Raw genomic sequence first — 23,631 nt, 5'->3', positions numbered from 1 at the left:
GCGCGATCGGATTTTGGCAAAAAAAGGAGCTGTGTTTTCGATGGCGAAAGTGTTAGCCATTAATGCGGGAAGTTCCTCATTGAAATTTCAGTTGTTTGAGATGCCGGCGGAAACGGTGTTGACCAAAGGGGTCGTCGAACGGATCGGCTTTGACGATGCGATCTTCACCATCGTCGTGAACGGCGAAAAACATCAAGAAGTGACGGCCATTCCGGATCATGCCGCCGCCGTCAAAATGCTGCTTGATAAGCTCATTCGCTACGGCGTTATCCGTTCGTTTGACGAAATTGACGGCATTGGCCACCGCGTCGTTCACGGCGGGGAGAAGTTCAGCGATTCGGTGCTCATCACCGAGGACGTCATCAAGCAAATTGAAGAAGTGTCCGAGCTCGCCCCGCTCCATAACCCAGCCAACCTCGTCGGCATCCGGGCGTTTCAGGAAGTGCTGCCGGACGTGCCGGCGGTGGCGGTGTTTGACACGGCGTTCCACCAAACGATGCCGGAACAGTCGTTTTTATACAGCTTGCCGTATGAGTATTACACGAAGTTCGGCATCCGCAAGTACGGCTTCCACGGCACGTCGCACAAATACGTCACCCAGCGGGCGGCGGAGCTTCTCGGCCGGCCGATCGAACAGCTGCGCCTCATCTCGTGCCATTTAGGCAACGGGGCGAGCATTGCGGCGGTCGAGGGCGGCAAGTCGATCGACACGTCCATGGGCTTTACGCCATTAGCCGGCGTGGCGATGGGGACGCGCTCCGGCAACATCGACCCGGCGCTCATCCCGTACATTATGGAAAAAACGGGAATGACCGCTGATGAAGTGATTGAGGTGCTGAACAAAAAGAGCGGCATGCTCGGCCTGTCGGGCATCTCGAGCGATTTGCGCGACTTGGAAAAGGCGGCAGCCGAAGGAAATGAGCGCGCGGAACTCGCGCTTGAAGTGTTTGCGAATCGCATTCATAAATACATCGGCTCATACGCGGCGCGCATGTGCGGGGTCGATGCCATCATCTTCACCGCCGGCATCGGCGAAAACAGCGAAGTCGTGCGCGCCAAAGTGCTGCGCGGCCTCGAGTTCATGGGGGTGTACTGGGATCCGGCGCTCAACAAAGTGCGCGGCAAAGAAGCGTTCATCAGCTATCCGCACTCGCCGGTCAAAGTGCTCGTCATCCCGACCAATGAAGAGTTGATGATCGCCCGCGATGTCATGCGGCTGGCGAATTTGGAAACGACAAGCCAAAGAGCTTCATGAAGCAGCGAGCAAAGGGCTGTTCCAAAAGATCAAAACACGATCTTTTGCGAACAGCCTTTTTTCTTTGGCAAGCCGGACAGAAAGCGATGAGAAAAGGAAAGGCGGCTAGGATGGCAGGGCGAACATTGCGTCCCTCTCCCCGTCAAAACTCGGAATTGTGAGTAGAGGTGCTTTCCTTTATGGTAAGGAGAGAGAACGGAAGAAAAAGGGGGGATGACTGTGCCGGTTTTCCGCGATGCGGATCATTTGTACCGCGTCATCGGCGAATTTATGATGATTCCGGCGCGCGAACGGACATGGGAGGAGCTGCGCTCATGGTGGGGGAGCCATCCGTCCTATCAAGAACACGGAGATGAATTGGCGCAAATCAACCGGATTGGAACCGATATCAGCCGCTCCCGCATCGCCGTTGTGTTTGCCATTACCCATCCGGAAGCGATCATCAGCATTGACGCGAAACAGGCGAAGGAGACAGAGAAATACACAGTCCTTCTCGGCAAAGAAATCACGCGCCCCGATGTTCGCATTGAAACGAGCGGCGATGTTGCCCACCAATTTTGGGGGGGAAACATTCAGCTTCCGTTCGCCCTTCTGACAGGGAAAATGAAGGCGAAAGGTTCGAAAATGAAGGCGCTGCAGCTTGTGCCGCGCATCGTGCCTGCTTTCCCTCTTTATTGGCGGTATTTGGAGCTGATCGGGGAGAAAGATTTGCTTCGTGCGTTGCGGCGTTAGGAGGGAGAAACGTCGGGGGCACAGCCATAACGATGAGGAAAAATTCCGAAAAAGGTCGGGATGGATGATTGTTTGAAAGCGTTTTATAGTAAAAGTGCACAACAAAAATTCTGATCATTCTAAATAGTCAGGAGGTACAATGATGCCTAGTGTCAAAGAAGTGTTTGCGCTGATCGATCAACAATTGAAAGAAGACATTTCCAGAGCTGAAGGGATTGTTGCCGTGTACCAGTTCAATTTAAGCGGCGCTGATGCAGGGGTGTACCAAGTCGTTCTTCGCCCTGATGCCGGCTTTGTCATCGAGGGGGAGCAAGAGGCGCCGGATTGCACGCTCAGCATGGACAGCGAAGATTTTAAAAAAATGGTGGACGGCGAGCTCAACGGAACGGAAGCGTTTATGAGCGGGCGGCTCCGCATTGACGGAGATATGGGGTTGGCGCTGCGGCTTCAAGAAGTGTTGGGGGCTTATAACAGCGCTAAACAGTGAACGGACGGCTGCCGGCCGAGACTTCCGGCGGGGGAGCCCCGGCCGGCGGAATTTGGGTAAAGGGGACAGGAAAATGGACTTGCGGGCGATTTGGAAGAACAATATGGAGCAATATGGCGCGTATCCGGTGCTCATCTTTGAAGGGCGGGAATATACGAATGTCGACTGCGATGCCCGTTCCTCTCAGTTGGCTCATGTTTTGATCGAACTTGGGGTCAAGCCGGGCGACCGCGTTGTTGTAACGATGCCGAACAGCCCGGAAGCCATCGTCGCCTTCAGCGGCGTCTTGAAGGCAGGGGCGGTTGTCGTGCCGGTGCTGCCGCTGCTGCAGGCGCAAGAGCTTCGCTACATTTTCAAAGACTGCGAACCGAAAGTCGTGCTGACGGCGGAAATGCTGTGGGCAAAGGTGAAAGAGGCCGCCCATGAGCTGCCGTCCCCGCCGGTGATCGTGACGCTGGATGACGCCGCTTCACCGCGTTCTTTGCGGACGCGAATGGAGCAGGCTCCAACCAGCATGCCGCAGGTGGCGATCAGCGAACACGATCCGGCCGCCTTGCTTTACACTTCGGGAACGACCGGCCAGCCGAAAGGGGTCGTGCTGACGCACCGCAACTTGTACACGAACGCCGAAGCTGCGGCCGAGATGGCGAAGCGGCTGCCAACCGAATATGACCGCGTCGGGCTTGGGGTGCTGCCGATCTCGCACGCGTTTGGCTTTACGATGATGAACGTCGCGCTGTTATTGGGCGATCGCGTCGTTCTTTTGCCGTATTTCGAGCCGAAAAAAGTGCTGGAGACGATCGAACGGTATCGTGTGACGCATACGGCGATGGTGCCGGCGATGTTCCACGCGTTATGCCATTACCCGGATGCCGACCGATACGATACATCGAGTCTGGCGGCTTGCGTGTCCGGCTCAGCGTCGCTCCCGCCTTCGCTCGCTAGTCAGTTTCAGCGCAAGTTCGGCTGCTTGATTTTGGAAGGGTACGGATTGTCTGAGGCAGCGCCGATCGTGACGGCGACCGATCCGACGAAGCCGATCAAGCCGGGGTCGGTCGGGCTGCCGCTGCCCGGCGTCAAGGTGGCGGTCGTTGATGAGAATGGCAACCGCCTGCCGCCGAACGAAGTCGGAGAACTGATTGTTTCCGGCCCGAACGTTTTCCAAGGCTACTACGGAAAAGACGAGGAGACTCGCCAGGCGTTGCGCGGCGGATGGCTGTACACCGGCGATATGGCGCTCATCGATGAAGATGGGTATGTGTTTATCGTCGACCGGAAAAAAGACGTCATCATCCGCGGCGGATTCAATATTTACCCACGCGATATCGAGGAATTGCTCATGTCTCACCCCGATGTGCTTGAAGCCGGCGTCGTCGGCGTCCCTTCGCCGAAAATGGGAGAAGAAGTCGCCGCGTATGTCGTCGTAAGGCGCGGGGCCCAAGTGACCGAAGAGGAGCTGATCGAGTTTTGCCAAAAGCGGGTGGCGAAATACAAAAGCCCGCGCTTCTTGAAAAAGGTCGGCTACTTGCCGAAAAACATGATCGGCAAAGTGGACAAAAAGAAGCTGCGTGAATGGGCCAGCGAGTTTATTTCCGCTGTTCAATCGTAAAGGAAAAGGAGAGGGACAAGGTGATTTCGTTTCAACCGACTGAAGAAGAACAGGCGTTTTTTCAAGTCGCCCGCAGCCTTGCCGTCGAGAAAATTCGCCCGGCTGCGAGGGAGTGCGAGAAGCGCCGGACCGTTTCAGCTGACTTGATTGCCCGGGTGGACGAACTCGGCTTGTCGGCGCTCGAGCTCCCGGAATCGTGGGGAGGCCTGGAACTGCCGCTTCTGTCGCAAGCGCTCATTTGGCAAGGGCTCAGCTACGGCGATTTGGGCGTCGTTCAAGGGCTTCCGGGGGCTGGGGAGGCATCATCCCTTTTTCGCCTCTCTTCTGAACACCGCGTATGGCATCGGTATCGGGAAATGGCGAAAGGAGGAGGGCCGACCGTCGCGTGGATCGATGAAGCAGGACAAAAGGAACCGCTGAAGCAAGCGATTCGCGTGCGCCGGCGCGGCAGCGGATATATTGTGGACGGGGTGTCGTCTCCAGTCCGCTTGGCGTCAAAAGCCGACTGGGTGGTCATCGCCGCTAGGGACGAGGAAGAGGAACCGATATTGCTCGCCTTTGATGAGCGAGCATGGGAGATCGAAGAAGGGGACATCAGGCTTGGGCTGCTTGCTTCCGGCATCGCGCGCCTTCGGTTTGCGGAAGTGTACGCCGGTCCGGAACAACTCGTCGCCCGCGGCCCGGAAGCGGAAACATTGCTCAACCGCGTGCGCGCGCGAAATCAAGTCATCGAAGCGGCGAAGGAAGTCGGCTTGATGGAGGCGGCGCTCGATTACGCGGTCGAATATACGGCTGGAAGAAAAGCGTTCGGCCAAGAGATCGCCAAGTTCCAAGGGGTGTCGTTTACGATCGCAGAGATGGCGTTTGCCTGCCGCGGGGCGAAACTGCTTGTATGGCAAGCGGCCGCTGCGGTTGACCGAGGGGATGAACAGGCGGACGGCTGCGCCTGGAGCGCGTTGTCCCGGGCCCATCGTTCGCTGCGCTATGTCACCGATCAGGCCGTGCAAATGCTCGGCGGGCACGGGTACGTGCAAGAATATCCAGTCGAAAAATGGATGCGCGACGCCCAGGCGCAAGTGATGCTGTACGGCCGGGAAACGGACTGGCTCATCCGCCGCGGCGAACAGCTGCTGGGCAAACGGAAAGAGAGGGTGGCGCCATGATTTCCTTTGAATTCTCGCCGCAGCAAAAACAAATCAAAGAGCTCGTCCATTGGTTCGCCAAACATGAAATGCGCCCGATTGCGCTTGAGGCCGACCGGCTCGGACGGGTGCCGGACGAATGGCTCAAGAAAGTCAACAAAATGGGCATTCAGCTGAATACGTCCTCGTTCAGCGGGGGGCGTCCGCCGTCTCATTCGGAAGGGAAAAAAGAGAAAAAAGAACGCGAAGGCAACCGCGTGGCGGTCATCGCCGCCGAGGAGCTTGCGTGGGGCTGCCCGGGCATTGCTCTGTCCCTTCCCGGCCCCGGCCTTGGCGGACCGCCGATTCAATCGAGCGGCACGCCGGAGCAGAAGCAGCGGTTTTTGTCCATTTTCATGAAGGAGGAGCCGCGCTGGGGAGCTTACGCGCTGACGGAGCCCGAAGCCGGATCGGACGCGTCCGGCATCCGCACGACGGCGAGGAAAGTCGACGGCGGTTATATCTTAAACGGGCAAAAAATTTTCATCACGAACGGCGCCCGCGCTTCCTGGGTCGTCGTGTTCGCCACCGTCGATCCGACACTCGGGCGCGCCGGTCACCGGGCATTTGTCGTCGAAAAAGGGACGCCAGGCTTCAGTGCGACGCGCGTCGTTCATAAGATGGGCCTGCGCGCCAACGAAACCGCGGAGCTCTTGTTTGAAGACTGCTTTGTTCCCAATGAAAATTTGCTTGGCGGTGAAGAGCTGTATAGCGCAAACGCGAATCAACCGTCCGGCTTCCAAGTGGCGATGAAAACGTTTGACAGCACACGCCCGATCGTCGCCGCCATGGCCGTCGGCATCGCCCGCGCCGCCTATGAATATACGCTTGACATCGTTCGCAGCGAGTACCCGAAACAAGGACGGTTGTACTATGAAGCAGCCGCCCTGCTTGCCGAGGCGGAGCAAGAAATCAATGCGGCGCGTCTTTTAACATGGGAAGCGGCGTGGAAAGCCGACATCGGCGAGCCGAATGCGATGGAAGCGGCCGTCTGCAAGGCAGTAGCCGGCAACATGGCGCTTCATGTGTGTGCGATGTGTCTCGAGCTGCTCGGACCAGTCGGCCTTGACGGACATTTGGTCGAGAAATTGTACCGCGATGTGAAAGTGTTTGACATTTTCGAAGGCACGCAGCAAATCCAGCGACTTGTCACAGCAAGACGGCTGTATGCGCCATACGGCGTGCACGTATAGAAGGCTGGTGTCGTCAGGCAAAAATCGTCACTCTGTTTGAGAAAGATGGCAATCAAGCGCGATGGCTTGTGAAATCATCGATCTGACCGAGCGAAAGGAGGAATTCCATTGCCTTATGAAACGTTGCGCCTAGAACGGCGGGACAAAGGGGTGGCTTGGGTCATCATCGACAACCCGCCGGCGAACGCCATTAGCGAGCGGCTGATGGAAGAGTTGGAACAAGCGGCCGATGAATTGGAAGCCGACCGCGGCGTGCGCGTTGTCGTCATCGCGTCGGCGCATCCGAAAACGTTTCTCGCCGGCGCGGATTTAAAGGACATGATTCAGCGGGGAACCCAGTTTGCCGGCAACGAATCCGGCATCGCCGAACAAAGCGCCCGCATGCAGCGCTGCTTCGACCGCTTTGCCACGATGCCGAAGCCGGTCATCGCCGCCATTAACGGCTACGCGCTTGGCGGCGGCTGCGAGCTCGCCTTGGCGTGCGATTTCCGCATCATGGGCGGAGGAAAAATCGGCCTGACGGAAGTATCGCTCGGCCTGATCCCTGGCGCGGGCGGCACGCAGCGGCTGACGCGCCTCATCGGGCGGGCGAAAGCGACCGAACTCATTTTTCTCGCCAAACGGTTGGACCCGCAAGAAGCGCTTGAACTCGGCCTCGTTCATCGCGTCACGTCCCCGGAGCGGCTCGAAGAGGAAGCGACGGCATTGGCCGAACAGCTGTCGGAAGGAGCGGTGCGGGCGATGGGGCTTGCCAAGCGGGCCATCTATGCGGCCGAGGCGCTCCCGGACGACGGTTTTGGCATCGAAGCGGCGTCATTTGCGGCCACGTTTAAGACGGGAGAGCCGGCGATCGGGCTGGCGGCGTTTTTCCAAAAGAAACAACCGCAATTTTTACGGTAAATGGAGGGATCACCGATGTCGTCATGGGCGGAGCTGCTGAAAGGAAAAGTGGCGGTCGTCACCGGCGCTTCGCGGGGGCTCGGGCGCGCGGACGCCTTGGCGCTCGCGGAAGCCGGGGCAGATGTCGTCATTACCGATATTTTGCTTGAATCGGATGAAGAAAGCAAACAGACGGCGCAAAAATATGGGCCGCTCTCGCAAGTGATGCAAAGCACGAAAGTTGTCTATGCCGAAAAAACGGCCGAGGAAATCCGCGCCATGGGGCGGCGGGCGCTGGCTCTCAAAATGGACGTCACCGACCGCCAGCAGGTGAAGGAAGTATTCGCCCGCGTCAAGGAAGAGTTCGGTTCGATTGATATTTTGGTCAACAATGCGGGCACGCTCGACCACGTTTCGCAAATTGAAAAGCAAAACGACGACTTTTGGGAGCGCGATTTGCGGGTGAACTTGACCGGCACGTACAACTGCACGAAAGCGGTATGGCCGTATATGAAAGAGCAAGGATGGGGGCGGATCATCAACATGTCGTCGGTTGCCGGGACGCTTGGCGGCTTCGGCCAGGCGAGCTATTCGGCGACAAAAGGAGCGGTGTTGAGCTTTACGAAAAGCATGGCGCTTGAAGGGGCGCGCTACGGCATCACCGTCAACGCCATCGTGCCGGGCATCATCAATACGGAAGCGTTCCGCATGGGCAACCCGAAAATGAACGAGCGGATGATCCAACGCACGGCGTTCCGCCGCCCGGGCGAGCCGGAAGATGTGGCCAACGCCATCGTGTTCCTTTGCTCGGATAAAGCGAAATACATTACTGGGATCGGGTTGAACGTATCAGGCGGCATTGAATTGTTTACGTTTTGACGAAACGGCCGCTGCGTTTTGAGGCGTGCCATCGGAGGAGATTCGATTTTCACAAAGAACAGGAGGAGGGGCATGAGGGAAGTCGTTATTATCGACGCTGTGCGCACGGCGATCGGCAAGAAAAAAGGGGCGCTCTCGAACGTCCATCCGGTCGATTTGCTTGTTCCGGTGCTGCGGGCGCTTGTCGATCGAAATGGGCTGGATGCCAGCTTGGTGGAAGACGTTGTCGTCGGCTGCGTGACGATGACCGGGGAACAAGGCGGCAATATCGGCCGCCAGGCGGTGCTCGCCGCCGGATTCCCGGTGGAGGTTCCGGCGTTTTCGTTAAACCGGATGTGCGGCTCGAGCCAGCAAGCCATCCATAACGCGGCGCAGGCCATTTTGGCCGGCGACATCGACATTGCCATCGCCGCTGGGGTCGAAAGCATGACGCGCGTTCCGATGGGAAGCGACATGGGGCGGTTCAGCCGCCAGCTGACAAGCCGGTACAACATTGTGCCGCAAGGAATTTCGGCGGAGATGATTGCAAAAAAATGGGAATTGTCGCGGGAAGAGCTTGATGAGTTTTCCTTGCAAAGCCATGAAAAAGCGGCGGCGGCAACCGACCGCGGGATGTTTGAGCGGGAAATCATTCCGCTTGACGTGCCGGGCGAGGAGGGGGCGGTGTCCTTCACCCGCGACGAAGGGATTCGGCGCGACACCTCGCTCGAAAAGTTAGCGGCGTTAACGCCGTCGTTTCAGCCGAAAGGCGGCGTCATCACCGCCGGCAATTCCAGCCAAGTGAGCGACGGAGCGGCCGGCGTGCTGCTTATGTCCGCAGAAAAGGCGGCAGCGCTTGGCTTGCGGCCTAGGGCCCGCATCGTCGCCCGCACCGTCGTCGGCGAAGATCCGGTCATGATGCTCACCGGCATTATTCCCGCGACGAGAAGCGTTTTGCAAAAGGCCGGTTTGCGCCTCGATCAAATGGATGCGATCGAGGTCAATGAAGCGTTTGCTTCGGTCGTCAAAGCATGGGAGCGAGAACTTGAGCCGGATATGACGAAAGTGAACCCGCGCGGCGGGGCGATCGCCCTCGGCCATCCGCTTGGCGCGAGCGGAGCCCGGTTGATGACCACGCTGCTCCATGAGCTTGAGGATATGAACGGGAAATATGGGCTTCAAGTCATGTGCATCGGCTTTGGCATGGCAACCGCCACCGTGATTGAACGGCTGTAAACAAAAGGAACAACGCCAGTGCGCATCGCTCTAGGAGGCCGGTGAGTTAACGGAAAATGCAGTTCAACATGGGTGTTTCTCAAATGGAAAAACCTTATAGATCTTTCTTTTCAAGGCCGGCGGCCGTCGAAAACATAAAAAAGCCTTATAGATCTTTCTTTTCTCTTCACTTGAGAACCATCGATTTAAAGGGGAATGGTTGTTGTTCGCAGCTTTTAGACTGAGCCGGAAAGGAGGGAAGCTGTTTGCACGCGTCGATTGAAACGGCAAAGCCGAAACCGGAGCGCGACTGGGCAGCGGTCGGCGCCGCCATTGAGGAGGAGCTGGCTGCCATTACGGCGGGAAAACGGCGGCGGAAAATCATCGCCACGCTCGTCAAAAACGGGCTTGGCATGGTGCTTGGCGACGCCATCGCCCATAAGCTGCGGGGGAAAAAGGGAGACCATGACTATTGGCGCCATATTGGCCGGCGACTGCGCTTGGCGTTCGAGGAGCTCGGCCCGACGTTCATCAAACTCGGGCAAGTGCTCGTCACAAGGCAAGACTTATTGCCGGAACCGATTACGCTCGAACTTGAAAGATTACTTGACCGCGTGCCGCCCATTGAGTTTGCCAAAATCGAGTACATTTTGGAGCGGGAACTGCCCGACGGCCTCGAGACGTTTGAATGGATCGAAGAAGAGCCGCTCGGTTCGGCGTCGCTTGCGCAAGTATATAAAGCAAAGTTGAAAGACGGACCTGTTGTGGCCGTGAAAGTCGTGCGCCCGACGGTCGAAAAGCTGTTTCAGACCGATATCGCCATCATCAAAAACATGGCCGCCCGCCTGCAAAAGCGGCTGCCGCCCGAACTGCAGGCTGCTCTCGACTTGGGAGGCCTCGTGCAAGATTATTACAGCAGCGCCATGGATGAGCTTGACATGACGGAAGAAGCAAGAAAAATGCGAGAAATGAAGCAAAAGTACGAAAGGAGGGCTGAACATGTCACGGTTCCGCACGTGTATGAAGCGACGAAAAGCGTATTGATCATGGAGTACATTGACGGTTGGCTCATTAAAGATTTTCCCGTCGATTTTCTCACCTTTGAAGAACGGGTCAACATTATGATCGACCTTGTCCATCATTACGTGCAAACGATGCTTGATGGTCACTACCATGCGGATGCCCACGGCTCCAACATTATGATCGACAAGCGGACGAAAAAGGCGGTCATCATCGACTGGGGTATGACCGGGCGGATGGACAGCATCATGGCGCAAATTTTAATGCGCGTCATTTTGCACATCCAGCTCAATCAGGCGGAAGACGCAGCTGAAGTGTTTATGGAACTCATGTCGCCCACCATTTACACCGATGTCACCAAACTGAAAGATGAACTGCGGACGTTGACGTTAAACTACGTCTCCGCCCACCAAGGAAGCAGCCGCTACAACTACGGCCGCCTCGTCCTCGAAGCGACGGCGATCGGGCTCCGCAACTACTGCAAAGTGCCCAACGGCTTGGCGCTTTGGGCGAAAGGATTTTCCGCCACCGAAGGGACGGCGCGCTGGATCTGTCCGGAAATCTCGTACGGCGAGGTCGTTGAGGCGTATGAAATTCCGATTTTAAAAAGCATTCTCGGAAAGCGCTTTAATTTCCGCGCCAACGCCAGCTTTGTCGCTGAAACGGCGGAAATGATCGCCACCTTCCCGCGCCGATTCAACAAAGTGCTTGAGACGCTTTCGGAAAACAAATGGCGCATGACCGTGCAAGTCCAAACCGACCCGGTGACGCGCAATATGCTCAATCAAATCGCCAACCGGCTGGCGCTTTCCCTTATTACGTTTGCCATCATTATGGCCACCGGGTTTATTGTCGCCAGCATCCCGGGCGGAACGTTTCTCGGCATGGAGAAAACGACGATCGCCAACATCGGCTTGGCCGCTTCTGTCATCTTGGTCGTTTTCCTTGGCTGGCGGCTGTTCCGCACGCGCAGACAGCGGCCGCGATTTTAAAGAGGGGGGAAAAACGTGCGCGAGGAACAAGAAGAGCTGACGATGTCAAAGCGCATCGAGGCGTTTTACCGGCAAAGCGGAGGGCCGGGCAATCCGACGATCCGGAGGCTGCTTGATAGGCATTTGCTTTATGGAAAGGATCATGGCATTCCAGGAAAACGGGAAGAATTCGAAGACGCGTTTCGTGAGGTGTTTTTGCAAGATCATTCAACACGCTCGCTTATTCTCGGTTTTTTTAAGCTGAAATCAGCGCTCAAGCAGGAATGGGACGCCTATTTGGATGCATTGCGGGGCCGCGGCACCCGTGAAGAGGAAGAGGATATGGCCGGCAAGCGGGCGTAATGGGCGGATGGAAAAGGAGGGAACAACATGGCAAAAGCCGCAGTATTGCATCGCTACGGGGAGCCGCTGGCGATCGAAGAAGTGGATGTGGCGCGCCCGCGGCGCGGGGAAGTCAAAGTGAAACTGAAAGCGGCGGGCCTTTGCCATAGCGATTGGCATGTGGTTCAAGGGCAATTGCCGCTCCCGCTTCCCATTGTGCTCGGCCACGAAGGAGCGGGCATTGTCGAGGAAGTCGGGGAAGGAGTGACAAGTGTCAAACAAGGCGATCATGTGGTGCTCAATTGGGTGCCGTCATGCGGCGTTTGCCATTACTGCCGCACCGGACGGCCCGATCTGTGCGAGGAGGCGGCTCGGCTGACGGCGACCGGAACACTGCCGGATGGGACGACGCGCTTTTCGCTACGGGGAAAGCCGGTCTATCAATTTTTAACCGCCGGAGCGTTCAGCGAATACACCGTCGTGCCGGAACAGGCGGCCATCCCGATTCGCCGCGATGTGCCGTTTGAGCTGGCGGCGTTGATCAGCTGCAGCGTCATGACCGGGGTGGGAGCGGTCATTCATTCCGCCCGCGTTCGCCCGGGCAGCACGGTCGCTGTGATTGGCGCCGGCGGCGTCGGATTCAACATCATCCAAGGGGCGGCGTTAGCCGGGGCGAAACAAATTATCGCCATCGATGTCATTGAGGAAAAGTTGGCGATGACGAAAACGTTCGGGGCGACGCACACCGTCAACGCCCACGAGGAGGATGCCGTCAGCGCCGTGCTCGACTTGACTGACGGCCTTGGCGTCGACTATGCATTTGAAGCGATCGGACGTCCGGAGACGATGGCCGATGCGTATAACATGACGAGAAAAGCGGGAACGACGGTCATCGTCGGCATCGCCGCCCCGCATGAGACGGTGGAAATCAACGCCTTTTCGCTGCCGTCCCAATCAAAAACGTTGACCGGTTCGTGGCTCGGCCAAGGCAACCCGCCGGTTGACTACCCGAAGCTGCTTGATTTGTACGCGGCGGGCAAGCTGAAGCTCGAACCGCTCATCAGCGCCGTCTATTCGCTCGAGCAAATCAACGACGGGTTCGCCGCCCTAAAGAACGGGCAAAACATTCGCGGCCTCATCCGCTTTGAGGAATAAGACGACAAGCCGCCCCACGTACGCTTGGGCGAACAAACAAGAGGATCTGTTGGGCGGCTGGAAAGAGGGCGTTCCATCTGCCCTTGGCCGAAAACGGGAAGACCGGTGTTTTGGCGAGCAAACGAGGGGATCGAAAAACGTTGAACGATCGAGACGAGAGGGGGATATGCATGCCGGTGTTTCAAAGCGAGCAAGAATTGTACGACGTCCTCGGCCGCTTTTTTGAGAGGGTGGCGGAGACGGAAGAGTCAAAGGAATTGATCGCATCGACGGAGCTAGGCCCCGGCTATGACGCGTATGTCCAATATATTTTTCATAAGCCGGAAGCGAAAATCACATGGACCGAAGAAAACGGAAAGTTGAAAATCGTCTGCGGCGAAACGGAATTGCGCCCGGAGCTCATTTTTGAGCAGACGGCTGATGTCGGGCATAAGTTTTGGCTAGGACGGCTCGACTTGCAGCAGGCGCTCGCCCGCCAGCAAATCAAAGTGCGAGGGCCGCTTGTGAACGCCTTGAAAGTGCTGCCGCAGCTGGACGCCATTTACCCGGCGTACCGCGAATATTTGCAGGAAATCGGGCGGAATGACTTGCTGCTGTAGCGGGCAGGGCTGACGGCGGCCTGGCCGCCGCGAAGACGGATCGGGCGAAGCGGCGCCTCGCCGTGCGCCCGATATAGCACGAAACCGAACAGAAATGGGTAGACCGTTCGAAACGTTGCCTGACATTTGAGGCGGCTCATTCATTAGGAGCATTCTCAAGCGGCCTCTCCTCCCTTTGCTGGAAGGAAGGGGGAGCTTTGGAAAGGGGAGACGATGATGATTTCCGCGAAAGCGACAGAAGCTCACTTATGGATCGGCGGCGAATGGCGGCCGGCGGCGGACGGCGCCATGTTTGACGTCATCGACCCGGCGACAGGCCAAGTGACGGCCCGTGTGGCCAACGCCGGGGAAAAAGATGTCAGCATCGCGGTCGCCATCGCCGAAGAGGCGTTTGCGGACCGGCGCTGGCTGTCGATTCCGCCGCTCGAGCGCGGGCGCATCTTGCGGCGCATTGCCGAGTTGATCCGCCAGCACCATTACGAACTGGCGCAGCTGATGACACGAGAAAACGGCATGCCGATGAATCAAGCGCTGTTTATCGAAATTCCGCTTGCCGCCGACTGTTTTGACTTTTTTGCCTCGCTCGTCGTCCAGCCGCAAGGGGACGTGCTGCCGTTTTCCGTCGCCGGCTCGGCGCCCGATTATGTGGCGTGGACGGTGAAAGAGCCGATCGGGGTTGCCGGGCTCATCACCCCGTGGAACTTTCCGTTGCTTATGCCGACGTGGAAAATCGCTCCGGCGTTGGCGGCCGGCTGTACGATGGTGTTAAAACCGGCGCCGGAAACGCCGCTTACGGCGTTGAAGCTTGCGGAGATTTGCCATGAGGCCGGCGTGCCGGAGGGGGTCGTCAACGTCTTGCCGGGGCTGGATGAGGCCGGCAAAGCGCTCGTCCGCCATCCGGGCGTGCCGAAAATCGCGTTTACCGGCGAGACGGAAACCGGGCGCCATATCTTGCAAGCGGCTGCCCCCCATATTAAGCGGGTGACGCTCGAGCTCGGCGGGAAGTCGCCGAATATCATCTTTGCGGACGCGGATCTTGAACAGGCGGCGAAAAGCGCGCTGTTTGGCGTGTTCTACAATTCAGGGCAAGTGTGCCAAGCGGGAAGCCGCATTTTAGTCGAACAGCCCATTTATGAGGAGTTTGTCGTGAAGCTTGCCGACAGGGCGAAAAAGCTGAAAGTCGGGCCCGGCACGGATGCGCGCAGCGACCTTGGCCCCGTCATCAGCCGGGAGCAATACGACAAAGTGCTCCGCTATATCGACATCGGCAAGCAGGAAGGGGCGAAGCTCGTTGCAGGAGGGAGCGCTTTAGATGGGCTTGGCGGCGGCTATTTTATCGAACCGACTGTCTTTGCCGATGTATCGCCATCGATGTGCATCGCCCGTGAAGAAATTTTCGGGCCGGTCGCCGCTGTCATTCCGTTTCAAGATGAAGAGGAAGCGGTTCGCATCGCCAACGATACGATTTATGGCTTGGCTGCCGCTGTTTGGACGAACGATATCAAACGGGCGCTCCGCTTAGCGCAGCGGGTGAAAAGCGGAACTGTGTGGATCAACACGTACCAAGTGCTGTCCCCGACCGCCCCGTTTGGCGGCTACAAGCAAAGCGGCCTCGGCCGCGAGCTCGGGATGCAGGCGCTCGAGCCGTACATGGAGACGAAAACGATCATTTGCGATATCAACGAACGGCCAATGACATTGTTTTAAGGAGGGGAATCCGATGGTCCACCATAATGGATTTCAAACGGTGAAAGGAACGATCGATTGGGAGCATCCGATGTACAAACTGTACGAAAAAGCAAAGCGGAATGGGAAATGGAATCCCGCGGACATCGACTTCAGCCAGGATCAAAAAGATTTCGCCAGTCTGACGAGCGAAGAAAAAATTGCGGCATTGCCGCTCGTTGCCGGATTTTCCGCTGGAGAGGAAGCGGTGACGCTCGATATTTTGCCGATGACGAACGCCCTCGCGCGCCAAGGGCGGCTCGAAGATGTGATGTTTTTGACGACGTTTATGCATGATGAAGCGAAACATGTCGAGATGTTTTCCCGCTGGCAGCAAGCCGTCGGCATCGGGCAAATGGATTTATCCGTCTTCCATAATGACCATTATAAACGCATTTTTTACGAGGCGCTGCCGGAGGCGATGAACCGGCTGTACACCGACGATTCCCCGGAAGCGATCATTCGCGCCGCCACCGTCTACAACATGATCGTCGAAGGGACGCTCGCCGAATCGGGCTATTACACGTTCCGGCAAATTTACAAAAAAGCCGGGCTGTTCCCAGGCCTTTTGCAAGGGATCGATTACTTGAACATGGACGAAGGCCGCCATATTCAGTTCGGCATTTATACGATTCAGCGGCTCGTCAACGAAAACGAGCGGTATTACGATTTGTTCATCAAGTATATGGATGAATTATGGCCGCACGTCGTCGGCTACGTCGCCTATTTGACCGAGCTTGGACAACGCCAGCAGCAGCTCGCTCGCACGTATGCGTTGGAAATTGACTATGAGCTGCTGAACAACTATGTCGTCAAACAATTCAACATTCGCAAAAAACAAATCAGCCGAGCGAAACGGTATGACAGCGTTGAGGAGCTCGAAAAAACGTTGAGTGAGGCGGAACGTTGAAAATCGGCGCAGGGTTGCTGACAGGGGGATGAAGATGGCTGAACGCTTGAGAAAACTTGTTGCCCTTTCCGTTGTGACCGTTTTGGCTGCCGTTGTTGGCTGGCTTTTGGGCGGCGCCGGCCGGGCGGCGGCAGAAGGACAGGAACCGTCCGGATTTGTCATACATGCAGATAAAGTGGTTGGGACGATCGATTTAGGAGGAATCATTCTAAAAGTCCCCGTCGTTTTCACGGGAGATATGCCCATCGCCTTTATTCAAGCGAAAATATACGGGATGACATTGACGAAACAACAAACGATCGCGGGGCACACCGTGTCGTTTACGTTCCATACCGATCAAGTTGCGCGGACAAAATGGATGAAAATGAGAGTGAAAAAAATGGAAATCGGCGGGCTGTGCATGGATGGCGTGCCGCTTGTCGAGCAATGTTTGAAAGATGTAACGGTAGTCGCGACAGAACTGACGGCGGATGAGCTTACCATTCCGCAGTTATCCGCTGCTGCGGCGTTCGGAACGGCTTCAGTGGATAATGGCAGCTCGATGAAATCGAATGGGGGCCAACCGCCAGAGACGTCAACGGAAACCGATCAGCCGGCTGCGCCGTCATCAGGAGAAAAGCCAACCGCGCCATCGGAACCGAGCGCATCGCCGGATGAACCATCTTCCGCTGCGCCCAGTGGGCCGACGAATGGAAGCAGCAATGGGGCGGGGGACGGAAACGATCCGCCATCCGCAAAACCGGCACCTGAGAAAGAAGAGATGCCATCGATCCCAACTGCTCCCGCCGAGCCGCCGTCAACCATCACCGTTCCATCGCCTGACCCGGCGGGCGGGTTGATCGAGGAAGTGAAAGAAGAACAGAAGAAAACAAGCGAGCTGATCGACCAAATCAGCGACGCGGTGCAATCCGGGGTGAGCGGGAAGACGCTCGATGGCATCGAGCAGATGATCCGCAGCCAGACGGAGCAGCTGACTGAACAGCTGGCACAAATCGATGCCATCTTGCGGCAGACAAACGAACAGTTGAAAAACATGCAACAGGAGCTGGATCAGAAGAAGCAAACGGATGGGGCATGGGGTGGACAACTGTTGCCAACGCGAGGGCTGCCCGCGCCGCTTCCCGATGCGGGAGAAGTAAAGGAGACGATCAAAGAGGCAGCGGAACGCGTTCAACAGTATGAAGCGCAGCTTGAACAGCTGCAGAAAGTGAAACAACAGCTGGAACAACAGAAAAAAGAGCTGAAAAGCTGGCTGCGGGCGCTGCCATAAGTGGGAAGGGGTGCGCCGAATCAACGGACATGTTGCGCAAGCCGCAAAAAAGGGCGATTTCCGCCCTTTTTTGCGGAGCGTGACGTGCAAAATAAAAAGCAGCACGCTTGCCTTTTTTCTTGGCCCCAGAGGGGAAGACGATTCAAATGATGCCGTCGCGGATGGCTTTTACAATCGCTTCGGTTCGATTTTTGGCATTCATTTTTTGCAAAATGGCCGACACATAGTCGCGCACCGTATACTCGCTCAAATGGAGACGCTTCGCCGCTTCGTAGGTCGACGCTCCTTCAGCGACCAGCTTTAGCACCTCGATTTCCCTCGGTGATAAATGCGGCGTCGATTGAACCAGCTCCGGACGCCCGCCGCTGAATTTTGCCAACATTTCCCCAGCGCTTTGGCCGAATTTCATGACAGCGGTGTAAATATCGTTTGACAATTGAAACGACGTTCCTGGGCCGCAATCCAAGATGGCCGCGCCGATGAGACGGCTCTCCGATGGAACATAGATCGGGGCGATGACGATCGACTCGAGCTGAAATTGCTCTACATATTTCGCCGGCAGCCCTTGAGAGGCGCGGGGCACATAAATGGGCGGCACATTCGTCATATGGCGCCCAAGCCATTGCAGCCGTTGAATGTACTGCTTGATAATGGGAAGGCGGTCAATATGTTCATGAATGCTTTTGATTTGGTTATTGTCCAGCTGATAGCCGTACAATCCGAAACCGCTTTCATCAGCGCTCGAGTAGGCGAACAGCGCGCATCGTTCAAACGGCAAGTACGCGACAAACCCCGATGAAATGTATTCAATCGCTTCGTGCAGCGATTTGGCACGCATAATCCATTGGTCGAATAAAAGAGCCGCGTCTTTCCAAAGCGTTTGCTCTTTTGTACGAGCCGTTGCCGCTTGAGTAGTATGGAACTGTTCGAGAGCGTGCAAAAGAAACGGAATGACGAGGCGCTCCTCTTCTTCCGCGCACACGAGAAACATGGCATCGCCCCAAGGAAGGGGGACGAGGCGCCAGCGTTTTCCTTCTTCTCCCATACAGGAGAGAATGTGCTCACACAGCGAAAACATCGTTTCCCCTTGCTTCACGCTCTCGACGAGAGAGGGACTGGCATCGCCGTACCATTTTTCCACATATAAGCTTCCGTCCGCGGATTTCGCGAGCCGGGCGATCCACGCGACCGGGAGCTGCTTGAAGGAAGCGAGCTGTTCAAGAAAACGGTCCCAATCAGGTTCCATACAGCCGGAAGAGTTGATCAACTCATGAAGTTTCGAAAAAACGTATTGAATGGCTTGGTGGGAACGGAATTCTGTGATGCCTGACGACTGAATCGTTTCATGGATCGCATTTTCCATCATGGTCAACATGACGGTCGTTTGGTTGGGCGACAGTTCGCCCACCTTGATTTCCCACTCGCGCCGCAATGCGGCCAGCCACTCGCCGGCGTCATTGACTGGATGCAACCATTGGGAAGAGAAAGCATCGATGGCAAGCTTCAGAGGTCGGGCGGCTGCGTGCTGCTTGTCTTGCAATTCGTCGCATTGATCCAGCCAAGCGGACAGGATGTCGTCCCGGTGCTGCTGAATAATCATCCAGCCTTCTTGCAAAATCGTCCCTAATTTGTCGGATAAGCTAAGGCGCATTCGCTTTTCCCTCCTTTTTCCACTGCCTTTGCTTTCTCTTTGTCGTACATGGATAGGGAGTCCATTGAACATGGCTAGAAAGGCGAAAGAACAGGCGGTTTTTTAAATATATGTGTTAATATTATAACAATTCTGTCTATTACTCGACAAATGGTTTGCGAAGAACATTTCGTCATTGTACGATAGAAACAGAATGAGGAGAGGAGAGCACGAATCGATGAGCACATTTGCGCATAAACAAGAAGCTCCCAAAACCGTCCGCTGCAAAGTCATCACCATCAGCGACACAAGAACCGAGGAAACCGACTGGAGCGGCCGGCTGATGATCGAGCTGCTCACCGAGGCCGGGCATGAGGTGGTCGACTATGAGATTGTCAAAGACGAAGAGGACGCTATTCGCGAGGCGGTGCTTGCCGGCTGCCGCCACGCCGATGTCGATGCGGTGCTCACAAACGGCGGCACCGGCATCGCCAAGCGCGACGTGACGATCGAAACGGTGAAAGCGCTGCTTGAGAAAGAACTCGTCGGCTTTGGCGAGCTGTTCCGCTTCCTAAGCTACACCGAAGACATCGGCCCGGCCGCCATGCTGTCGCGCGCCATCGCCGGCGTGGCGATGGATACCGCCATCTTTTGCACCCCCGGCTCCACCGGCGCCGTGCGGCTGGCGATGACGAAGCTCATTTTGCCGGAATTGGGGCATGTGGTGAGGGAAGTGCGGAAAGATGGGAAGAAGTAGCGGAAGCTGCCCCGGCTAAAGGAGATGTTGGGCATCGGAAAAGATGAGAAATAACGGCTAAGAGGATGCTCCGTTGCCGGGGCATCCTCTTTGTCGGTTAGGCCTTGATCTGCTTTTCCCTTTCTTGATTGCGAAGGATGAACCGCTGGATTTTTCCGCTCGGCGTTTTCGGCAACTCAGCGACAAATTCGACTTCGCGCGGGTATTCATGCTTCGATAAGCGCGTTTTGACGAACAAGGACAGCTCTTCGGCCAGCTCGTCCGACGGCGCAAAGCCTTCTGCGAGCACGACAAACGCTTTGACGATTTCTCCTTTGACGGGATCCGGCTTCCCGACGGCGGCTGCTTCGACGACGGCCGGATGCTCAAGGAGGCAGCTTTCGATTTCGAAAGGCCCGATGCGGTAGCCGGCGCTCGAGATGATGTCGTCCGCCCGCCCTTGGAACCAGAAATACCCGTCTTCGTCTTTTGTCGCCAAGTCGCCGGTCAAAAACCACTTGCCGACGAGCCGCTCGGCTGTTTTTTCGGGATCTTTCCAATACCCTTTAAAGACGTTCGGGATCGAATCGGTGTTAAAGGCAATTTGTCCCACTTCGCCGTCGGCGACCGGAGTCCCGTCCTCGCCGAGCAGGGCGACGTCAAAGCCCGGCAGCGGCCATCCCATCGAACCCGGCCGGATGTCCATCTCGGCGGCGTTGAAGTTCCCGATCAGCATCAACGTTTCCGACAACCCATAATGGTCATGGATCGTGACGCCCAAGTGCTCTTGGAAAAAGCGGATGACTTCTGGATTGAGCGGCTCGCCGGCCGAGCTCATGGCGCGCACGTTCAGTTGATAGCGGCGGATGATGTCCGCGCCGGCCGCCGCCATCGCCCGGTACGCGGTCGGGGCGTAAGCAAAGTTGGTGACGCCGTACTTTTCCATCAAGGAATAGCACGTTTCCGGTTTGAACGGCCCTTCGTAAAAGACGATCGGCACCCCAAAGGCCATCGGCGCAAAGGTGCAAAAGATGAGTCCGTACGCCCAACCCGGATCCGCTCCGCCGAAAAAGATATCGTCATCGCGCAGGCCAATCGCATAGCGCATATACGGATAAATGTTGATGAGCACGTTGTGCGGCCACATGGCGCCTTTTGGCATCCCGGTCGACCCGGACGTGTACTGAATCGCGAGCAGATCGTCGACCGTCGTTTCCTCGATCGAGTGCTCAGTCGGCGCTTTTGAAAGCGTTTCCCAAAATGGGTGGTCTTGACCATCCGATGATCCGTCAATGACAAAAATGTGTTCCAATGTCGGCATGTTCTCCCGCGGCGGCAGTTTGGCGCGCTGTTCGTTGTTCGTCAAGAGGACTTTCGCCTCGGAATGGTTGATGCGATATTCGATCGCCTGCGGGCCAAACGCGGTAAAGAGCGGCACATACACAGCGCCGACTTTCCAAGCCGCCAAAATGTAGACGACAAGGGCCGGGTTTTTTGGCATGAGCGCGCAGACGCGATCCCCTTTTTTCACGCCGAGCCGGCGGAACACGTTCGCCATTTGGTTGGACCAATCGCGCAACTGCCGATAGGTGATCGTTTTTTGCTCTCCTAAAGCGTTTTCATAAAACAGCGCAATGCGGTTCGGATCCTCGGCATACCGGTCGCATGCTTCATGGGCGGCGTTGAATCGGCCGCGCGGATCCCCGTCGTAGTGAGCGAATGCCTGATCCCAGGAAAACGATTGGATGATTGAGACAGGTGATGGATTGTTAGTCATGTCTGATCCCTCCGTTGTGTGAAAAGGAGTCAAATTAATAATAATTGAAATAGAAGTAAAATTCAATACATTGTTAAAGAACAGTGTCATAGCAAGTGAATCTGTTTGAATACAACAACTGACATTTCGCACCCTCTCGATAAAAATCGAAAGGATTTTTGATTCCGATGCTTAATTCAACAACACATACGCCATGAACGCCGAAACAAATTGATGGTATACCGAGTTTTCGGTGGTGCCAAACAAGGTCGGGACATTGAGATATTGTTTTACCCAACGGAAAAACACTTCGACAGTCCAACGTTCTTGATAGATGTCAGCGATCGTTTCAGTGGACGCATTCAAGATGTTCGTCACGACGCGAATGTCGTGGCCGTTCGCATCTCGAAAGATCACCACCCGGTGACGCTTGGTGGAGCGGCATTGTTTCGTTCCCAGCTGGCGCGTGAAATCGGCTTGAACCGATGATGATGCACATGGAAGGCGTTTCAAGCTTTTTTCTGATGAATCTCGACGGTTGTCTTTCATCCGGATGACAAACAACTGATGCTGCTCGGCAAATCGGTCGATGCGTTCGATTTTGAAATACGCTCGGTCTTCCACCAGCACCTGTTGGAGGTTCGTCAGTTGTTCTCCCACAGGGACATCGTGACGCAGCCCGATCGTTTCCACCACGTCTGCCGGTGATGAGGATTCCGGCGAATAAGCGACGTGCAGCTTCACTCCGGCGCGTTCGCCGTGATACGGAGCCCATGGGAGGCGGTTTTTCCCGACCGTGACCCCGTGGTCGAATCCACCACCCGAAGCGGTGTGGGAAACCGAAGGGAACGGCGGGTTTGGCGGTTGCACTTGGAAACGATCAGGGCCAATAAGCGTTTCATGACGTCGTACCATTGTTTTTTGGAAGCGCAATAGCCCATATCCGCGATCCCACGGAATCGTTTGACGCGCTCCATTCTCCCGGGAGGGCACAACGGAAGCGGCATACTGTCGACGACGGCATAGGCATGGTGTTGACCATGTCCGCTCACGACGGCGGATCCATTTCAACGCGAAGCCAAGCGCGCGGCAGCGGCGGTTGTACCGGGAACGTTGGAGAAACTGGCCGTCGGTGAACAAATTGCCGGTGACAAAGCGATGCCAGGCCCGTTCGGAAGAAAAACCAAGCAGCTTTCCTAAAATATGAATAGCCATGACCACATCATCTTCTTGCTTGACCAAGTGGCGGTTGCGACGATGAAGATGCGCCTGAATCAACGACAGTTGAGCAGAGACAAACAAGAAAATAGCGGCATATTGCTTTTGCAGTTTGGCTTGATCTGTAGTAAAATGAAAGTGCTCTTGCAAGGGGATCTCTCCTTTCGAATGGTAGGTAGCACTTTCATTCTACAGGAGATCCGCCAGCAAGGGCTATTTTTATGCTTGTTTGAGTTTATCTAGCACCATGGGTATAAAAAATATATACCAATAACATTAGAAAAATATTAGAATTTCGGTCTATGCTAAATGCAGAAAAGAAGTTTTTCAGTTTTCGCATTAACTACTTGGTGAAAAAGGACGGAATCAATGATATCTTCATCAAGTAGTTAATGATAAATATCGACAATGGGTGGGACGACAGCTTTCGCAACACATCATCGATGGCCGAGAGAGTGTCCCGGTAGGATGGGATGCGATCGAACAGCACGACCTTTTTCACGGCGTCAAACAGAAAGAACAAGTCATGCCATCGCCCTTTGACGCGAATATACGTCTCGTCTCCGCAGAACGAGCCGGACAGCTCGTACAACCGGTCGATCAAGGGCTTGACCAAGAGAGCGACGCTGTTGGCATAGTTGAGCACCGTTTGATGGGAGATCGAGACGCCATGGGTGGTGTCGTTACCTCAATGATGGCCGAAACCAACGGGGGTGGCTAGCTGTTTTCTTCCAACCGTTGAAACTCAAGGGAAAACCGCGAGTGTGGAGGATTAACTTTTGACAATACCAAATCATTGGAATTGTCCAGTTGGGAAATGTATATATTGGCGTTGTAGGAAATCAAAACGGTGTAGAGGATGGATATTTTTACACTAGAACAAATTAAAT

19 protein-coding genes and 3 pseudogenes are annotated in these 23,631 nt (G+C 55.9%); 17 read left to right on the top strand and 5 right to left on the bottom strand.

The window, feature by feature from the left end:
• The first annotated feature begins 40 nt into the window (after positions 1-40).
• From GJ1_RS00510 to GJ1_RS00435, 16 genes are all read left to right on the top strand, one after another.
• Positions 41-1,255, top strand: a complete 1,215-nt coding sequence (locus GJ1_RS00510; RefSeq protein ID WP_066226974.1) for an acetate kinase — start codon at positions 41-43, stop codon at positions 1,253-1,255.
• Between the two features lie 213 nt (positions 1,256-1,468).
• Entirely contained in the window at positions 1,469-1,987 is a 519-nt protein-coding gene (locus GJ1_RS00505; RefSeq protein WP_245629312.1) for a hypothetical protein, read from the top strand.
• 142 nt (positions 1,988-2,129) lie between these two features.
• On the top strand, positions 2,130-2,474 hold the full coding sequence (locus GJ1_RS00500; RefSeq protein ID WP_066226968.1) for an SCP2 sterol-binding domain-containing protein: 345 nt from the start codon (positions 2,130-2,132) through the stop codon (positions 2,472-2,474).
• A 73-nt stretch (positions 2,475-2,547) separates the two neighbouring features.
• The gene (locus GJ1_RS00495; RefSeq protein WP_066226963.1) at positions 2,548-4,083 is read left to right on the top strand and encodes a class I adenylate-forming enzyme family protein; all 1,536 of its coding nucleotides are present in this window, start codon (positions 2,548-2,550) and stop codon (positions 4,081-4,083) included.
• A gap of 20 nt (positions 4,084-4,103) precedes the next feature.
• On the top strand, positions 4,104-5,246 hold the full coding sequence (locus GJ1_RS00490; RefSeq protein ID WP_066226961.1) for an acyl-CoA dehydrogenase family protein: 1,143 nt from the start codon (positions 4,104-4,106) through the stop codon (positions 5,244-5,246).
• Complete coding sequence (locus tag GJ1_RS00485; protein ID WP_066226959.1) at positions 5,243-6,457, top strand: acyl-CoA dehydrogenase family protein; 1,215 nt, start codon at positions 5,243-5,245, stop codon at positions 6,455-6,457. The genes GJ1_RS00490 and GJ1_RS00485 overlap by 4 nt, the downstream gene beginning before the upstream one ends.
• Positions 6,458-6,565: 108 nt before the next feature.
• Positions 6,566-7,357 (top strand): enoyl-CoA hydratase/isomerase family protein, encoded by a 792-nt coding sequence (locus GJ1_RS00480; protein ID WP_066226956.1) that lies wholly within the window; start codon positions 6,566-6,568, stop codon positions 7,355-7,357.
• 15 nt (positions 7,358-7,372) lie between these two features.
• A complete protein-coding gene (locus GJ1_RS00475; protein WP_066226954.1) occupies positions 7,373-8,215 on the top strand; it encodes an SDR family NAD(P)-dependent oxidoreductase in 843 nt (280 codons plus the stop codon).
• Between the two features lie 72 nt (positions 8,216-8,287).
• Entirely contained in the window at positions 8,288-9,430 is a 1,143-nt protein-coding gene (locus GJ1_RS00470; protein ID WP_066226949.1) for a thiolase family protein, read from the top strand.
• A 245-nt stretch (positions 9,431-9,675) separates the two neighbouring features.
• A complete protein-coding gene (locus GJ1_RS00465) occupies positions 9,676-11,421 on the top strand; it encodes an ABC1 kinase family protein (RefSeq protein ID WP_066226946.1) in 1,746 nt (581 codons plus the stop codon).
• Between the two features lie 15 nt (positions 11,422-11,436).
• Entirely contained in the window at positions 11,437-11,763 is a 327-nt protein-coding gene (locus GJ1_RS00460; RefSeq protein ID WP_044736796.1) for a hypothetical protein, read from the top strand.
• Positions 11,764-11,790: 27 nt separating this feature from the next.
• Positions 11,791-12,897 (top strand): Zn-dependent alcohol dehydrogenase, encoded by a 1,107-nt coding sequence (locus GJ1_RS00455; RefSeq protein ID WP_066226943.1) that lies wholly within the window; start codon positions 11,791-11,793, stop codon positions 12,895-12,897.
• 170 nt (positions 12,898-13,067) lie between these two features.
• Positions 13,068-13,496 carry a hypothetical protein gene (locus GJ1_RS00450; RefSeq protein WP_044736794.1) on the top strand — a complete coding sequence of 143 codons (429 nt, stop codon included), beginning with the start codon at positions 13,068-13,070 and terminating at the stop codon, positions 13,494-13,496.
• Positions 13,497-13,712: 216 nt separating this feature from the next.
• Positions 13,713-15,203 carry an aldehyde dehydrogenase family protein gene (locus GJ1_RS00445; RefSeq protein ID WP_066226940.1) on the top strand — a complete coding sequence of 497 codons (1,491 nt, stop codon included), beginning with the start codon at positions 13,713-13,715 and terminating at the stop codon, positions 15,201-15,203.
• Between the two features lie 13 nt (positions 15,204-15,216).
• Positions 15,217-16,131, top strand: a complete 915-nt coding sequence (locus GJ1_RS00440; protein ID WP_066226938.1) for a R2-like ligand-binding oxidase — start codon at positions 15,217-15,219, stop codon at positions 16,129-16,131.
• Positions 16,132-16,165: 34 nt separating this feature from the next.
• Entirely contained in the window at positions 16,166-17,401 is a 1,236-nt protein-coding gene (locus GJ1_RS00435) for a hypothetical protein (protein WP_066226932.1), read from the top strand.
• A gap of 142 nt (positions 17,402-17,543) precedes the next feature.
• On the opposite strand, the gene GJ1_RS00430 is transcribed toward GJ1_RS00435, so the two are convergent.
• Positions 17,544-19,052, bottom strand: a complete 1,509-nt coding sequence (locus GJ1_RS00430) for a response regulator transcription factor (protein WP_066226929.1) — start codon at positions 19,050-19,052, stop codon at positions 17,544-17,546.
• A gap of 217 nt (positions 19,053-19,269) precedes the next feature.
• Between GJ1_RS00430 and GJ1_RS00425 the strand changes: the two genes are divergently transcribed.
• Complete coding sequence (locus tag GJ1_RS00425) at positions 19,270-19,788, top strand: MogA/MoaB family molybdenum cofactor biosynthesis protein (RefSeq protein ID WP_066226926.1); 519 nt, start codon at positions 19,270-19,272, stop codon at positions 19,786-19,788.
• Between the two features lie 97 nt (positions 19,789-19,885).
• On the opposite strand, the gene GJ1_RS00420 is transcribed toward GJ1_RS00425, so the two are convergent.
• From GJ1_RS00420 to GJ1_RS00405, 4 genes and pseudogenes are all read right to left on the bottom strand, one after another.
• Positions 19,886-21,544: an acetate--CoA ligase gene (locus GJ1_RS00420; protein WP_066226923.1), complete on the bottom strand. Its 1,659-nt coding sequence runs from the start codon at positions 21,542-21,544 to the stop codon at positions 19,886-19,888.
• 177 nt (positions 21,545-21,721) lie between these two features.
• Positions 21,722-22,449, bottom strand: a pseudogene (locus GJ1_RS00415) (IS4 family transposase); the annotation flags it as partial.
• Positions 22,432-22,891: pseudogene (locus GJ1_RS18895) on the bottom strand (transposase family protein); the annotation flags it as partial. The pseudogenes GJ1_RS18895 and GJ1_RS00415, both read right to left, overlap by 18 nt.
• A 259-nt stretch (positions 22,892-23,150) precedes the next feature.
• Positions 23,151-23,414: pseudogene (locus GJ1_RS00405) on the bottom strand (DDE-type integrase/transposase/recombinase); the annotation flags it as partial.
• Positions 23,415-23,631: the final 217 nt, after the last annotated feature.

It is taken from the genome of Geobacillus jurassicus NBRC 107829, from assembly GCF_001544315.1.
In the GTDB taxonomy this organism is placed as follows: Bacteria; Bacillota; Bacilli; order Bacillales; family Anoxybacillaceae; genus Geobacillus; species Geobacillus jurassicus.
This window is presented reverse-complemented; position numbering and strand designations above follow the sequence as displayed.